Origin of the sequence: Orrella dioscoreae (assembly GCF_900089455.2) — a bacterium.
GTDB classification, from domain to species: Bacteria; Pseudomonadota; Gammaproteobacteria; order Burkholderiales; family Burkholderiaceae_B; genus Orrella; species Orrella dioscoreae.
Genome location: NZ_LT907988.1, coordinates 4,289,910 through 4,303,204, shown reverse-complemented (window position 1 = coordinate 4,303,204; position 13,295 = coordinate 4,289,910). Strand labels below are relative to the sequence as shown.

Annotated in this window: 14 protein-coding genes; 4 read left to right on the top strand and 10 right to left on the bottom strand. The window is 58.1% G+C overall.

The genetic code is table 11. The annotated features are described in order from the left end of the window. Positions 1-28: 28 nt before the first annotated feature. A complete protein-coding gene (locus tag ODI_RS19770) occupies positions 29-754 on the bottom strand; it encodes an endonuclease (RefSeq protein WP_067754143.1) in 726 nt (241 codons plus the stop codon). Positions 755-964: 210 nt separating this feature from the next. Between ODI_RS19770 and ODI_RS19765 the strand changes: the two genes are divergently transcribed. Beyond that, entirely contained in the window at positions 965-1,273 is a 309-nt protein-coding gene (locus ODI_RS19765; protein WP_067754146.1) for a BrnA antitoxin family protein, read from the top strand. An 81-nt stretch (positions 1,274-1,354) separates the two neighbouring features. On the opposite strand, the gene ODI_RS19760 is transcribed toward ODI_RS19765, so the two are convergent. Further along, the gene (locus ODI_RS19760; protein WP_067754149.1) at positions 1,355-2,119 is read right to left on the bottom strand and encodes a thioredoxin fold domain-containing protein; all 765 of its coding nucleotides are present in this window, start codon (positions 2,117-2,119) and stop codon (positions 1,355-1,357) included. A 147-nt stretch (positions 2,120-2,266) separates the two neighbouring features. Between ODI_RS19760 and ODI_RS19755 the strand changes: the two genes are divergently transcribed. The 3 genes from ODI_RS19755 (at position 2,267) to ODI_RS19745 (ending at position 6,199) form a co-directional block, all read left to right on the top strand. Then, on the top strand, positions 2,267-3,586 hold the full coding sequence (locus ODI_RS19755) for a hypothetical protein (protein WP_067754152.1): 1,320 nt from the start codon (positions 2,267-2,269) through the stop codon (positions 3,584-3,586). Beyond that, on the top strand, positions 3,583-4,827 hold the full coding sequence (locus ODI_RS19750; RefSeq protein WP_067754155.1) for a hypothetical protein: 1,245 nt from the start codon (positions 3,583-3,585) through the stop codon (positions 4,825-4,827). Before ODI_RS19755 ends, ODI_RS19750 begins: the two co-directional genes overlap by 4 nt. A 142-nt stretch (positions 4,828-4,969) precedes the next feature. Beyond that, the gene (locus ODI_RS19745; RefSeq protein WP_067754157.1) at positions 4,970-6,199 is read left to right on the top strand and encodes a diguanylate phosphodiesterase; all 1,230 of its coding nucleotides are present in this window, start codon (positions 4,970-4,972) and stop codon (positions 6,197-6,199) included. Positions 6,200-6,412: 213 nt separating this feature from the next. Here ODI_RS19745 and ODI_RS19740 read toward each other — a convergent pair whose 3' ends face one another. The 8 genes from ODI_RS19740 to ODI_RS19705 all read right to left on the bottom strand — a co-directional run bounded on the left by ODI_RS19740 (position 6,413) and on the right by ODI_RS19705 (position 13,295). Further along, complete coding sequence (locus ODI_RS19740) at positions 6,413-6,997, bottom strand: TetR/AcrR family transcriptional regulator (protein WP_067754159.1); 585 nt, start codon at positions 6,995-6,997, stop codon at positions 6,413-6,415. After that, positions 6,994-7,341: a DMT family transporter gene (locus ODI_RS19735; protein ID WP_067754166.1), complete on the bottom strand. Its 348-nt coding sequence runs from the start codon at positions 7,339-7,341 to the stop codon at positions 6,994-6,996. Before ODI_RS19735 ends, ODI_RS19740 begins: the two co-directional genes overlap by 4 nt. Further along, the gene (locus ODI_RS22375; RefSeq protein WP_269460542.1) at positions 7,338-7,721 is read right to left on the bottom strand and encodes a DMT family transporter; all 384 of its coding nucleotides are present in this window, start codon (positions 7,719-7,721) and stop codon (positions 7,338-7,340) included. The genes ODI_RS19735 and ODI_RS22375 overlap by 4 nt, the downstream gene beginning before the upstream one ends. A 449-nt stretch (positions 7,722-8,170) precedes the next feature. Further along, positions 8,171-9,208 carry a YaaC family protein gene (locus ODI_RS19725; RefSeq protein WP_074046798.1) on the bottom strand — a complete coding sequence of 346 codons (1,038 nt, stop codon included), beginning with the start codon at positions 9,206-9,208 and terminating at the stop codon, positions 8,171-8,173. 90 nt (positions 9,209-9,298) lie between these two features. After that, positions 9,299-9,892, bottom strand: a complete 594-nt coding sequence (locus ODI_RS19720; protein WP_074046799.1) for an SLATT domain-containing protein — start codon at positions 9,890-9,892, stop codon at positions 9,299-9,301. Next, on the bottom strand, positions 9,889-11,175 hold the full coding sequence (locus ODI_RS19715) for an SMODS domain-containing nucleotidyltransferase (RefSeq protein ID WP_074046800.1): 1,287 nt from the start codon (positions 11,173-11,175) through the stop codon (positions 9,889-9,891). Before ODI_RS19715 ends, ODI_RS19720 begins: the two co-directional genes overlap by 4 nt. 151 nt (positions 11,176-11,326) lie before the next feature. Beyond that, positions 11,327-11,707 carry an antitoxin VbhA family protein gene (locus ODI_RS22735; protein WP_231968102.1) on the bottom strand — a complete coding sequence of 127 codons (381 nt, stop codon included), beginning with the start codon at positions 11,705-11,707 and terminating at the stop codon, positions 11,327-11,329. Positions 11,708-12,242: 535 nt separating this feature from the next. Beyond that, on the bottom strand, positions 12,243-13,295 hold the full coding sequence (locus ODI_RS19705) for a type IV secretion system protein (protein ID WP_067754169.1): 1,053 nt from the start codon (positions 13,293-13,295) through the stop codon (positions 12,243-12,245).

The window sequence follows — 13,295 nt, the reverse complement described above, 5'->3', positions numbered from 1 at the left end:
GTGTGCGTGCTTGCGCGGAGACGGTGGGTCAGCGGCAGAACCGCGCAATGGCCGACGCGTCGCTCACATAGCGGTTGCTGTTGCCCTGCACGGCCTTGATGCGACGGTCGCGCTGGCGTTCCCAGTCGCTGACGGGATAGGTCCTGGCCCAGACGCAGTACAGCTTGCGCTCCTGGGCGCTCATGTTCAGGCGATAGGTCTCGACCATGTAGAAGGTCGAGCGCGCGATGGCGCCACGCGCATGCTGCGGCGGCTGGGCGCGGCGGCCCTTGAAATCCACCACCATCTGGCACTGGCCATACATGGCCGGCTCGCGCTCCCACACCGTGTAGCGGAAGTTGCCGCGGTCGTTGTTCACTTCGCCCACCGCCGGCACCAGGTTGTGGAGATCGCCTTCGGCCTTGCGGAACAGCGCGTCCTGCTTGCTGCATTGCTTGCGGCCGCCGTCCTGCCAGCACTGCCGTTGATGGCCGATGGCCCAGGCCGGCACGATGTGTTCCCACTCGATGCGGCCGGCGCGGTTCGCGTCCTTGCGGACCTTGTAGCCGCAGGCTTGCAGGTCGACTTTCTTGTTCGCATAGGGGCAGCCGCAATAGAAGTCCTTGCCCGACGTGCCATAGACACGGGGCATGACCTGCTTGGCACGCTGGAAATCGCGATGGCCTACGTCCTTGGCGCGGGTGACCAGGGCGTCGGCGTGGGAGAGGGGAGAGAAAAGGAGGGCAAGGGGCAGGACAAAAGCAGCACGGTTCATCGGCGGGGAGTCTACACAGCGAGCGATAGTGGCGGGCGAGGGAGATGCATCCCGGAACCGGCGCCGCCTGAATGAACAATTTTGTAGTAACGTTTTTGTATGGTCCTAAGGTTTGAATGGGATGCCGGCAAGGCGGCCCGAAACCTGCGCAAGCCGAAATCATCCGGCTGATTTCGGCGCGTCCAGCAGACCGGAAGGAAAGGCAACGTTATGAGGAAGAAAACCGTCACGCGTGACTTGGATTTGGGGAATCCTCCCCCTCTGACCGCCAAGCAGCGGGCTGAACTGGCAGCCTTGAGAACCCGGGGCGACGCTGATCCCGACTACAGCGATCAAGGGCCGTTGGGAGAGGATTTCTGGCGGCACGCGGTCCGAGGCCAGTTCTACAAGCCCACCAAGACGTCGACTACCGTGCGGATCGATTCCGATGTGTTGGCCTGGCTTCGATCGCAAGGCAAGGGATATCAGACGCGGATCAACGCGATCTTGCGCCGGGAGATGCTGGCGTCGCTCAAATGACGAACCGCTTGCCGGGCGGCAGCCCAACAAGCGGCCGTTTCAGCGAACAAGCGCCAGCCGGGCGCGACACGGTTTTGCAGCCTACAGCTCACCCACCTTGAACATCCCCACCCTGCCGTCGGGAAGAATCCGCGCAGGCACGCCCTTGATGTCGAACAGCGTCATCAACCAGCTGGTGTCGCGCGCATCCTTGGTGCACGACGACGCGGCCTTCGCGGGCGCTTCCTTGCGCAGGATGGCCGCTTTCCAGGCCGTGGCGGCATCGGCGCTGCACCAGATATCCCGGGCCAGCGCCATGGGGCCGGGCTTGTTGTGCTGCAGCGAGGTCGGGAAGACGTAGACCTTGGCGTTCACCGCGCTGGCATCCAGCTCCTGCTCCAGCTTGCGGCAATACGGGCAGTCGTAGGCCGTGACCAGGATGGCGCCCTTGCCGCCCTGGCCGTATTGATAGGGGATGGCGCGGCCGGTGTCGATGCGCGACGCCATGTCGCGCCGCAAGGCCTGCACTTGCGCGGCAGGCAAGGGATTGCCGCTGGCGACGTCAAGCCAGCCGCTGCCGCCGTTCTTCATCTTCGTGATCTTGGCGTCGGTGAAGAGGGGCGCGTATTTTCCGGCCGGATCGACGATCGCATAGATGCCGGGCACCACGGTCTGGCGCGCGACGCGGCCCTTGGCCATGTTGCCATAGGGCCCTTTCTTGAAGGCTGCCAGCACCTGGCTTTCATCGGAAGAGGCGCGCAACGCGGGCCAGGCTTGTGCCTGGACGGCGGGCGCCCACAGGCCCGTGGACAGGATGACCAGAATGGCGCCCATGATGAATCCCGCCCACCGCTTGTGCTGCTGCATGCCTTCCTCTCCGGCTGGTTGTCGATCGGTGGGAATCATAGCGACGGCGCTGGCGGGGCGCGGCAAATGTAGTGAGCTGTTACGACATTCCCGTGCGTGTGTCCCTTGTCCTTAAAATCACGCCCTGTCATGTGGAGAGAGAATTCCATGCCGGCCCTGTTCCGGACATTTGCCTTGAGGGCGGTCCTTGCCGCCTCCTGCCTTGCCGGTACGCCCGTGTCCGCCAGCGACGGCCAGGTCCTGTTGCCCCTGTCGCCCGAGCCCGGCGTTTCCGCGCGGATCGAGAAACAAGGCCCGGACTATGTGTTGATCCAGCCGGACGGGGCCAGCCTGCCGCTCCTGTCGGAGGACGACGTCGAGGAAGGGGCGGGGCCGGACTTCGATGCGCTGGATTACGACTTCGACGGCCATCCGGACGTCTCGCTCAGCCTGCGCGCGGGCATGGTCAACCTTGCGTACGCCATCTGGCGCTACGACCCGGGCGCCAAGGCCTATGTGCCATTCGAGGTGCCGGAGTCCATCCAGGAACGGCAGAACGGCAAGGGACTCTGGCACGTGGAGCGCCTCGTCGCGCGCAGGACGCTGCGCAGCAGTTGCCGGGGCGGGCCGCGCTGGCATGCCGACCTCCTGCGGGTCGAGCCCGGCGGTGTGATGTGGCTGGCCGGCCAGACGCGCGAGCCGGAGGAAACGTTCCAGTGGCCTTATTTCGGCAAGCCCGCGCTGGGCGTCATGTACGACCGGCAAGGCACGGTGCTGACCGAGGCCGTCCTGCCATCCGGGGACGGCGGCGCGCCGGCGCAGTGGCAGGTGCCGGTGCCGCGCCTTGCGCTCTATTCGGCGCCCGATGAACAGGCTGTCACGCCGGGCTACCTGGTCGAAGGAGACAGGACCACCCTGCTGGCGTTCCGGGGAGAGGCATGGATGCAGATCGGCTATGAAGGCAAGGCCGGCCGGATCGTGCGCTGGGTGTCGCTGAAGGACGCCTACGACCTGGCGCGCCGCTACGACGCGTCGGCGGCGCCCTTGGCGCCCCTCACGCTTTGGGCGATGGACTATCGGGATGCCGTCGACGAGCCGGACTATTACCGCAACCTCTTCACGCTGTTGGTGGATCACAAGGGCGAGTCGGACATCGACATCTACGGCGCCGAGATCCACCTGATATTCACCGGCGCGGACGGCGCCAGCACCGTGCACAAGCTCTATGACCTCTCCACCCTTTCCCTGAAGCCCGGGGAAACGCGCACGCTGGACGACAACCCCATCGAAAGGCATGACGAGCGCCATGTCATTTTCCATGCCGCCGAAGAGGGCCAGGCGTATGTGCCCTTCTTCCCGCCAGGGCTCGCGCCCGGGCGCTACCGCGTCCGGCCCGTGCTGACCGCGCCCAGCCTGCCCGGCCCGGTCTACGCCCGGGACCCCATCGAAATCGATTATCCGCCTACGCTACCCAGCACCGCCGAATGACTGCCACGCCCATCTCCTATCGGCGCTATCTTGCCGGCCTCATCCTGTCGTGCCTGCTGGCCGCCTGGCTTGCGCTGCTGGGCCTAGTCGCGGTCACCACGCCCAACCTTGGCTGGGGCGCCGTCGCGCTGATCACGGGCGCGATCTGGGTGGGCGTGCCGCTCGCCCTCCTTCTGCTCATCGCGTGGGTCGTCTACCTGGCGCGCGACCGCGGCCGGACGCCGGGCCGCATCCATGCACTGCTGTTCCTGCCCACCCTGGCGGCGCTGTCCATCGTGCCGATTGCCGACGCCCTGCAACGCAGCCGGCATAGCCAGTTCGACGCCGCCCACGGCCCCATCACGGAGACGCACATCAATCTGGCCGGGGGCGATCTGTGGCCGGACACGCGGCCCTATGCCAGCACGTCTTCCGGCGGCGGGCCGTCCCTGCCGATGTCGCCGCGAGAGCCGGGACGGTTCACGACCTTCACGCGCTATCCCGATCCGGCCTTCATCGCGTCGGGCGAGTTTCCCTATGACGGCGCGCGCCTGAAGGACGGCATCGACCGCTACACGTATCGGTCAGCGGGCGGCGCCCCCGGCGCCTCGCTGCCGCTGGCCCGCCGCCCCGTCCCGGACCTGGCGCCGCTGGTCCGGATCCTGGGCCGGCAAGAAACGCCCCGGCTGGCGTACCTGTATTTCCACTATCCGGATCGCGTGGAGGCCGTGCCCGTGCTGCGGCACCTGTCGGGCATGACGGAACAGATCCTGGAGGAGAAGCGGGTGCAGGGGCTGGTGCTGTTCGTGGCACAGGCTTATGCCGGCAGCGCCATCGCCAGGCTGGAAATCAACGGCCAGACCCTGGACCTCGGCGAACGCGCCATCCCGCCGCAGCCACCGTTCCCGGCAGCGTGCCGAGACTATCCCCGGCGCCTGGGCGGCGCCTTCGTCGACATCGACCAGCCGCTTTCGCTGCGCTGGCAGACCGTGGACGCCCCGGACGCCTGGCAGACGGCGTCATTGCGGGTGCCTGATTTCCGCGACCCCACCCCCGTGCGCGGGCAGTCGACCCTGCAACGCGTGATGCTTTATTTCCTGCCGGACGGGACTGTCGCGGGCGAGCGTTTCGTGCAGGTCGATGAAACCCGGGAAAGGCGCGCGCTCAGGGCCACGGGCATGCCGCCAGGCGCCGGCCCGCATGTGGCTTGCGGCAGTGCCTATTCGGACTACAACCCGGAAACGGTGAGATTGCTGGAGTAGCAAGCCAGGGTTGGGGGCGCGGGCGCCAGGCATGGCGTGGGCAAGGCTGACGTGGTCCAGGCTCGCCGGTGTGGTTCGGTGCCAAGGCCTGTGCTACGGTTGGCGCGTTGAAGTCCTATTTTTTCTTGGAAGACAAGGTGCCATGCTTTCGACGTTGGTATATCGCAGCCGCGCCAGCGCGCAGCTGACCGAAGAAGGTATTCACCAACTGCTGGGGGCCGCCCGATTGCGCAACAAGTCAATCGGGGTCACCGGCGTCCTGCTGTTCGACGGCGTCCATTTCGTGCAACTGCTCGAGGGGCCCGAGCGCGCGCTGGACGGCTTGTTCGACACCATCCGGCAGGATCGTCGCCATCATCACGTGGTGCAGCTGCTGCGTGATTACGCACCCTTGCGTCGCTTCGACGGCGACGAGATGCTCATGGTCGATCTCAGGGGCCATGGCGCCGAGGAGGCCTCCGCGGCCATCCTGAATCAGTTGAAGGAGCAGGTGGATCCCACCCTCAGCGACGACCGCGTGCTGAAGATCCTGCTGCTGCACGCAGGGCCAGGCGGGGCCGCCCTGATGGCCGAGAGTGACCTGGCGTCGGAGTGGCGTTGCGTTGCACAGCCCGCGCCCGCAGGCACCGGAGAACACCTGCTGCCGGGTCAGCCCTACCAGTTCGCATTGCAGCCCATCGTCGACGCGTTGCGCCGTGAAGTCACGTCCTTCGAGTGCCTGCTTCGCAGCAGCACGGGTGGCTCGCCCGAGCAGCTCTTCGACTCACTGACGCCTGAACAACGCTATGTGGCCGACCTGGAATCCAAGGCGTTCGCATTCCAATTGGCCTCCCGATTGAAGATCGAGGATGCCAAGGTATCGGTGAATCTGTTCCCCATGTCCCTGATCGGCGTGCCGAACGCGGTGGACCGTCTGCTGGGCCAGATTTCAGCCAGTGGCCTGCGTCCCAGCCAAGTCATCGTGGAGGTGACCGAACAGGAGGCCATCTCACGCCTGGACGCGTTCGGAGCCGCCATCAAGCAGCTGCGCAAGGCAGGCATCGGCGTGGCCATCGATGACTTCGGTGCGGGGTTCGCAGGGCTTTCCCTGCTGGCCGAGTTCCAGCCTGACAAGCTGAAGATAGACCGGAAGATTCTGCAGAACATCCATCTGGATGGCTCCCGCCAGGCGATCGTGCGGGCCATCGTCCAGGCGTGCACGGCCATGGGCATCACGCCGGTGGCGGAAGGGGTGGAGACGCTGGAGGAGTTCTGCTGGCTGAGTGCCGCGGGCGTCCGGCGGTTCCAGGGGTATTTGTTCGCCCGGCCGGCGTTGAATGCCATTCCGGCCATCAGTTGGCCCGAACGTATTCGAGAATTGCCTGGCGCGTAGGAACGGCGGGCCAGCCAGCCTTGCGGATGCGGGATTTCAAAGACTCCGGAAGGTTTTAGCCGTCGTAACCATGAGTGCTACGGGGTGGGACTGGCGCCGCAACATTGCACCTGAGCACTTTCTCAAAACACACCTTGGCACGGGGTTTGTGCTGGAAAACACTTCCGGATTTTTGGAATGGTGCCCGAGATCCGAATCGAACCGGCACGCCTTTCACGTTTTTGAATGATGGCCGCTATAGAGGGAACCGCAGGTAGCGCGTAGTGCCGCGAGTAAATCCTCACGCGTCGGGATGCGCGCAGACAGCAGCCCTTCAATCAAAAGCCCATTCACCTGCGCGGTCAGGGCCCGAGTCGTATCCTCATCTGCAAAGCGCCGAATGGTGTCCCGAAGCACTTGCATGGACGCCTCGTTGTAGAAGCGGAATGCTGTACGGCGCAAGGCCAAGAAATACAGTTCGTACGACAGCATGGTTTCCTGCCGGTCGCGCGTCAGGCGTGTGATGATCAGTTCGGCCAGCATGGTGATCAACGCATCCAGTGAGGCAATCTCTGCGCTCCAGGCGTCCATTTCCCTCTGCCGACGCTGCGTGAGGCGTTCAACAGAGGCCATCAGCAGCACGTCCAGATCGCGGAAGTAGTAGGTGGTCGATCCCAGCGGCACGTTCGCTTCGGCGGCCACGGCCCTGTGGCTGACGCCTTGAACGCCTTGGGTCAACATCAGGGACAGCGCCGCATCAACCAGGCGGTCGCGTCGTCCGGGGTCGCCCGCGCCTCGCTTGCCCTGCGCCCTGGTCATGACGACGAGCCCTGCCTGCGGTTGATCAGTATCACGCCGATAACAATCAGGGCAATGCCAGCGAGGTTGACCAGGGTCATGGCCTCGCCGAAGAAGACCCAGCCGGACAAGATCAGCAGCAAGGTGCCCAGGCCGGTCCAGACGGTATAGGCCACGCTCGCGGGGATACTCGCCAGCACATGCGAGAACAGGAAAAGCACCAGCACATAGACGCCAAATGACATCAGGCCGGGCGCGATGCGCTGGAAGCCATCCGAATATTTCAGCAACGAGGTCGCACCTGCTTCAGCGAACACCGTCGCCAGCAGCAGCAACCACGTCCGCAGCGTAGGCGATTGCGTCATGCCCAGGCCCCCAGCACGGAAATACCCGCCAGGACACAGAGAAAGCCCGCTACGCGGCTACCGGACAAAGACAGGCGGAACACCCATCGGTCGATGGCCAGCAAGGCGAGTGCGACCAGTCCCGTCCACACGGCATGCGCCAGCGCCACTGGCATCAAGGTCATCGCGCGCGCCAGCAGCACGGTCGAACCGGCGTAGCACAGCAATGCCAATGCCGTGGGAACGGGTTTTCGGAATCGCGCCGAGCCTTTGAGGGCCAAGGTGCCCAGGGTGCTGCACAAAGCACCTAGAACGAGCGTAGGTACGGCCACATTGCCTCCCAGGATAATAAGTGTACAAGTGTACACAAATGGCCGTGGGAGAGCCGCCTCGACCGTCATGCGTTCTGCCGGCGCGCGCTGGATGTACACGCCGCATACCCTCTCGTTTAGGTATGGCGCGCCCAGCCCTCGGCGTCCCGCTTGGGTTTGTGCCGCGAACACTTCCAGGCTGTTGATTTCTGGGAAATTTTTGAATGGTGCCCGAGGCCGGAATCGAACCGGCACGCCTTGCGGCGGGGGATTTTGAGTCGGTGATTTACAGTGTTTCTACAGGGAAATGGGGCGAATTCTAGCGTAGGTTGAAATAGGTAAAACCAGTTTTAAATCAGTAGGTTAGAGTATTTTAACCGAATTGGTGAAAACTGGTCACTGTACCTGTACTGTACCTAAATTTCGGTACAGTGAGGTCAAACGCCGGAGGCAAACTTATGTAGTCCGACATGCCGAAACAGAGCGCATCTGTCTGAACAAGGCTACAACGCATGGGGAGATTCAGATAGCAGGTTAGGCTACCTATTGGCTCGACCAGGAACCATAAACTCTTGCCCAGTAATTTCGGAAGATATCTCATCAATAAATTGAAGAGGTGAGGTCTGGATAAACTCACTTAAAAGCCAGTTGTGTTGACTATCAAAGTGCTTGACTAGATAGTTTGGTGTGTACCTGGCTAATTCACTAAGTCTGTGCATCGCGCAAAAAATTAACGGTACGCTGTGTCTTTCGATAAAGCCAGTCAGATTTCTTTTGTTTCGCTTTAAATACCATAGCCGCATCGGACCGTGTATGTAGAATACATGCTTTCTAGTGTCTTGGTGGTAATTGGTTAGATTGGCAAGATTCGACTCTACGTTTACAGCCCCTCTCGTCCAATTGAATCTCTTCTTCCTGCGTACTCGGTAGCATGTGTTGTCTCCTGCATCCTTTTCGAACGTCGGTGGCAGTAGGCTTGCCGTTTGTCCATGAACGTAGTGTTGATCAAGTGTTGCAGTAAACCAGGATTTTTTTGATCCTGGCGCATGTACATACTCAGGATTCGAAATCGGCAGAAAAAGCGGTTGCTCACTTGTAAATGTTAAGTGATAGGCTCGATGGATAAATGGCAAATTAAAGAAGATGTCTTTTATGCTGTATGTGTTTTTGTTTATGGTTTCCCCATAGTAGCGACATAATTCAGCGAGAACTCCTTTGTTTTGTAGCTTCACGATCTCTTTTGATAAGCTTACCCTTCCTAATTTGCTCCAACCAGACACGCCGTGTCGCTTATCGAAAGCAATGCCTTTGACAGTCAGCAAGCACTTTGAAGCATTGAGAAAACAATAATATGCCGTAAGCGGCGCAGATGTTTTTGGCAGAATTTTTGTGGCTTCATAGAAGGACTTGGCTTGTTCCCAATAAAATTGGGCATCACCTTTTTTATTGCGTTTTAGCCACAGTGAAACGTAGTCCCATGTGTCAGTCACTAGCACCGTGTCCATTCCCCATGAAGGACTCTTGAATGCTTTATGGAGTTTGAGATTTTTGCCTTTGTGTGTATGCGTAATTGCCATCGAAAAGCCCGTCTTTCTAGCGAATGCTCTGGAATTTATCTCTTTTCTTTGCGTGTATTTAACGCTTGGTAGGTGCCACTGTACGGGTGGCTAGAAGCATGGATGTACCCAAGACCGCACCAAGAGATATAGCGCTACAATCAAGAAAACTGCTGCCCAAAACATAAACGATAAAGGCAATTTGTCACGGAAAAATGTAAATTGCTTTTGCTCGTCAATCCAATCTATCTGATACTGCCAAAAGAATTTATAGTGAGCATACCAATCGCTAAATAGAATCTGCTTGCTGATGGTGGCTGCATAATATTCCCGTTCTATAGCATGCAGTTGATCTACATAATACGCGACGTCGTCCCCTTCATGGCTTTGCACCGTTCTATAAAGATCTCTGAGGGAGTTATAAAGAGTGGTTAATTGATTGGCTGCGTTTGCGTATTTTGCTTTCTCAGGTTCGTAAAAGGTTATGTACAGCGCAACCAAACCAAATATTATGAAAGCCGCAGAGAGGTGTTTTTCTGAAAGATTCTCATAGATCAGAGCAAAGATACCGAATGCCGTTGATAAAAATCCTATCAGACCGGGAATTTTGTCCACAATGTCGTAAGTCGCCCAATGCTTCCTACCACCAAATCCTACGTTGTAGCCGGTATCGGCGATGGACTTAAGTAATTGGTCTTTTTTCATTCGATCGGAACGTGAATTCGGTCTTTGGCTACAATTACGCCTTCTTTTGCAATGTAGCATTCGACAATATGGTCTCCGTGGAAGTCAGTTCGCTCCACAATCTCTTTGCCTCCTGTATTAATACTGCCTCTAGTGCACTTTCTACGAAACGCTTCTTCTCCGCGATTGAGAACCTTCCAAAGGATCTTGTAATTGCCTGGAACGTCACAGGATTCAATAAAGAAACGCAGGGATTTTCGTCTTTTCAATGGAAGCCGGCGACCCAAAAACTCTCTGAGTAGATAATCTCTAAATCCATTTTGCGATACTTCGCAATCTATCCTCAGTGAGTATCGAATGTCTACAGGCCAAAGGTCTTCAACGAACTGCTCTGTAGACCTATATCCATCGAAACTCTCCAGAGATGCTGACGCTTTAGCTACAATTTCAGCATTTGGAAACTCTCTGCCATATATCTTTTGCCACTTAGCAGATTCGTTGTCTTTCCCAGCGGCATCTATCGCTTTAAGAGCAAGTTCATAAGCTTTTTTTGCTGGTTTCTGAAAAGCTGCTTTGACTCGAACCCTTTGGCCGCTACCAAGGGCGGCATAGTAGTCCTGGCGAGGAAGTTCAGATAAGTACTTGAAAAAATCCCTGCTCATCCAGTCATAGTAGAGATAGCTTTTTTCATCGTAGTCCTTAGTGTCACGGAGAAAGTTATGAGCCAAGGTGTCGATTAGAAGGCCACCCATCCCGACTCCGTGCTTATTTTTCCATGCTCTCACCATTTTACAAAGGCGTCGAAGATTCTTGTTTTTGCTGGCGACAAACTCAGTCATAGCCGAGATCTCTGCACGCGGCTTGGTTGTCTTCCAACTGCCTCCGTTGTAGGTGTCAGGATACTTGAAACTTCCATCTTCTTGTTCGAAGACAGGCTGTACCTCCACATGAAAGTTCGTATAAAGCACGCGAACGACCAACCTATCAACATACATATCTGTACGTGGATATCTAGCTTTGATCGCCGATTTCGTCCGCTCTAGTAGTGCTGACTGTCCACCGTCTTTATATTTTTCCCATTGAGACGCGGGGACGATGTATAGCATATCAAGATCTGAAATTCCCTTAATAGCCGTCCAGCGGCCATAAGAACCGACTTGAAGGTTATTTGATGTTTTGCTTTCTGTGTCTCGAAATTCTTTGTTTAGTGCAGATGTAATTTCACCGTACCTGAGTTCGATTTGAGCATCATTTTGGACTTTAATATTGGATAAAAACTGTTTGAATTTTTCGGCGATGCTCAATGTTTGCTCCTTCACTCGCTTTTCCCCACTTGTTCTCAATGAGGTGTCTAACAGCAGGGGGATCTAGCGGAGATACTTGGCCGCGTAGTGCAAAAACCGGCGACAGCCTATCCTGCACTAGCTTCAGTCACCTATATTTTCTTCGTCATGACTAAGCTTTTGGGCTTGCCAAGGCACTACGCGGTTGCACAAATTCTTCGAGGTCAATGTCCCCGTCGATGAACCGTTGAGCATGTTCTTCATCTGCTGCACTGAGCGAGAATCCCTCCAAACCGACTGATGCGCGTGCGTAGTTGACGGCCGCTACACGCCGGTCGCGCTCGGCACCGGATATCGTTTTAGTTAGTTCCGTTTCGTGCGAGCCCATCTCAGCCATGGTTGTCTCCCGTGCTTTAGGTAACGCTATTTTACAAGGTGTGGGATTTTTTTGGTGCTTTGTCGAGAAATCAGGCAAAAAGGTTTCACGCAGAAATTGTCTTGTTTTTGTGGCTATCAATAGGTTTTCCCGATTGACGGCAGTATGGGTCGCCATCCGAGAGGAAACTTCCCAAAGAGGCTTTGCCTCTCTGGACTCTCCACCCTCGCCGGCGGGAGCCTCGGGGGCAAGGGGTTACGGGCCGATGGCCCTGAACACCTCCCCCGGGCGCAGCGTGTGGGCACTCCTGCCGCGTCAAGGGGCCGTGTCCTCGCCCGTAGGGCTGCGGGCCGCACCAACCCCTTGACCCGTCATCCGCGCTGACTATGGCGCGATTCGGCATGTAGGTGGCGATTCTGGCTGGAAGAGGTGTCAAGGGCGGGACCGGAGGCCGCAGCCCGGAGCAAAGCGTAGGGAACGGGTGAGGATGCCGGGCGCAGCCTTCACCCTTGACGCATCGGGAGGCCATGCAGCCTGTCGGCAAGGGGTAGGGACAAGGCAAGGCCGCTGAGCCTGCCCCCGCAGCCAGTCCGGCAAGAACGGACGCGGGATGCAACCGAAGAGGTTGCCCAAGCGAAGCGCGGAGATACGCGCAGCGGTAAATGAAGAGGCCCCGCCGATGGCGAGGCCGATGCAGTTGTCAGCGTGGAAGTCATTTGCCGTCGACAGAACCACCGGATGCCGGCCCCCAGTTTTTACCCGTATTCTGCAAGACGTGCTGCCGATAGGCTGGGTTCCACATTGTGTTGCCCGCTATAAGGTGGTTGGTTCGTCCGGCTTTGACCATTTGCCCAGATTGCAAATCGCGACGTGTTGTTTGCGGATTTACAACATTGCCGACGCCTTGTGCCATGCTTCTGAACGTGACTGCCTCGAAGGCGATGCCTCCCGCCAGTTGCGCACCTAATCCGCTCGTTTTTCTCAGTGCGAAGAAAACGATGACGGCGAGTGCGATTATCAGGAAAAACGAACCGATCGGATTATCCGTATTCGTCTTTATCACCTTGTCGAATAGCGACTTGAACAGTGCTACACCGACAGACACGACGACCATGGTGATCGCAATTTCAAGGACGTACGCCAAAACCTGCTGGAACCACTTATCGAACCATTTTGCGGTGACAGGGAACATTAATGCGGCTACGAATAGAGGACCCAGGCCCAACAGAACGCCTAGGCCGAGCTTGGCAAGAATGATGGTGGCGGCTGCCGGCAGATGAATAAGAAAAACGGCGACAGCCATGAGCAGTGCATTGAATGCATCCCAAAACATCGCGCCGATCTCGTAAAAGTCGCGCTTGGCGACTTTACCCAGCATGTCATACGCAACATTCAGTCCCTTGTCGGCCGAGTTGTCCAGTACCTCATAAATACTGGAGGCTTGAGAGTTCGACGTGGACATGATGTCCGCTAGGCCAGTTTCTAGACCATGAATGGCAGATACAACTGTCGTCGTATAAGAGTCTGCCGTCATGCAGAAGGCCGCAATGATGATGATCTTCAAGCAATGCTTGATGAACGTCGGAAAAGGTGACTCTACAGCACCGCTCGCGATAGCGTAGCCAGTCAAGGTGATGTACAGGGTGACGCCGGTCAGCATCAGCATCTGAAAGCCGAAGATGACGTTTGAAGCGGTTTCCGATACGAAGGTGTTGAGCATCGTGTCGAGACTTCCGCCTATCCATTGGAACAAGGCAAATTCCAT

Excerpts from the sequence above, each read along its gene's own strand:
- ODI_RS19770 (WP_067754143.1), bottom strand. The coding sequence starts at position 754 with ATGAACCGTGCTGCTTTTGTCCTGCCCCTTGCCCTCCTTTTCTCTCCC.
- ODI_RS19765 (WP_067754146.1), top strand. The coding sequence starts at position 965 with ATGAGGAAGAAAACCGTCACGCGTGACTTGGATTTGGGGAATCCTCCC.
- ODI_RS19760 (WP_067754149.1), bottom strand. The coding sequence starts at position 2,119 with ATGCAGCAGCACAAGCGGTGGGCGGGATTCATCATGGGCGCCATTCTG.
- ODI_RS19755 (WP_067754152.1), top strand. The coding sequence starts at position 2,267 with ATGCCGGCCCTGTTCCGGACATTTGCCTTGAGGGCGGTCCTTGCCGCC.
- ODI_RS19750 (WP_067754155.1), top strand. The coding sequence starts at position 3,583 with ATGACTGCCACGCCCATCTCCTATCGGCGCTATCTTGCCGGCCTCATC.
- ODI_RS19745 (WP_067754157.1), top strand. The coding sequence starts at position 4,970 with ATGCTTTCGACGTTGGTATATCGCAGCCGCGCCAGCGCGCAGCTGACC.
- ODI_RS19740 (WP_067754159.1), bottom strand. The coding sequence starts at position 6,997 with ATGACCAGGGCGCAGGGCAAGCGAGGCGCGGGCGACCCCGGACGACGC.
- ODI_RS19735 (WP_067754166.1), bottom strand. The coding sequence starts at position 7,341 with ATGACGCAATCGCCTACGCTGCGGACGTGGTTGCTGCTGCTGGCGACG.
- ODI_RS22375 (WP_269460542.1), bottom strand. The coding sequence starts at position 7,721 with ATGACGGTCGAGGCGGCTCTCCCACGGCCATTTGTGTACACTTGTACA.
- ODI_RS19725 (WP_074046798.1), bottom strand. The coding sequence starts at position 9,208 with ATGGCAATTACGCATACACACAAAGGCAAAAATCTCAAACTCCATAAA.
- ODI_RS19720 (WP_074046799.1), bottom strand. The coding sequence starts at position 9,892 with ATGAAAAAAGACCAATTACTTAAGTCCATCGCCGATACCGGCTACAAC.
- ODI_RS22735 (WP_231968102.1), bottom strand. The coding sequence starts at position 11,707 with ATGGCGACCCATACTGCCGTCAATCGGGAAAACCTATTGATAGCCACA.
- ODI_RS19705 (WP_067754169.1), bottom strand. The coding sequence starts at position 13,295 with ATGGAATTTGCCTTGTTCCAATGGATAGGCGGAAGTCTCGACACGATG.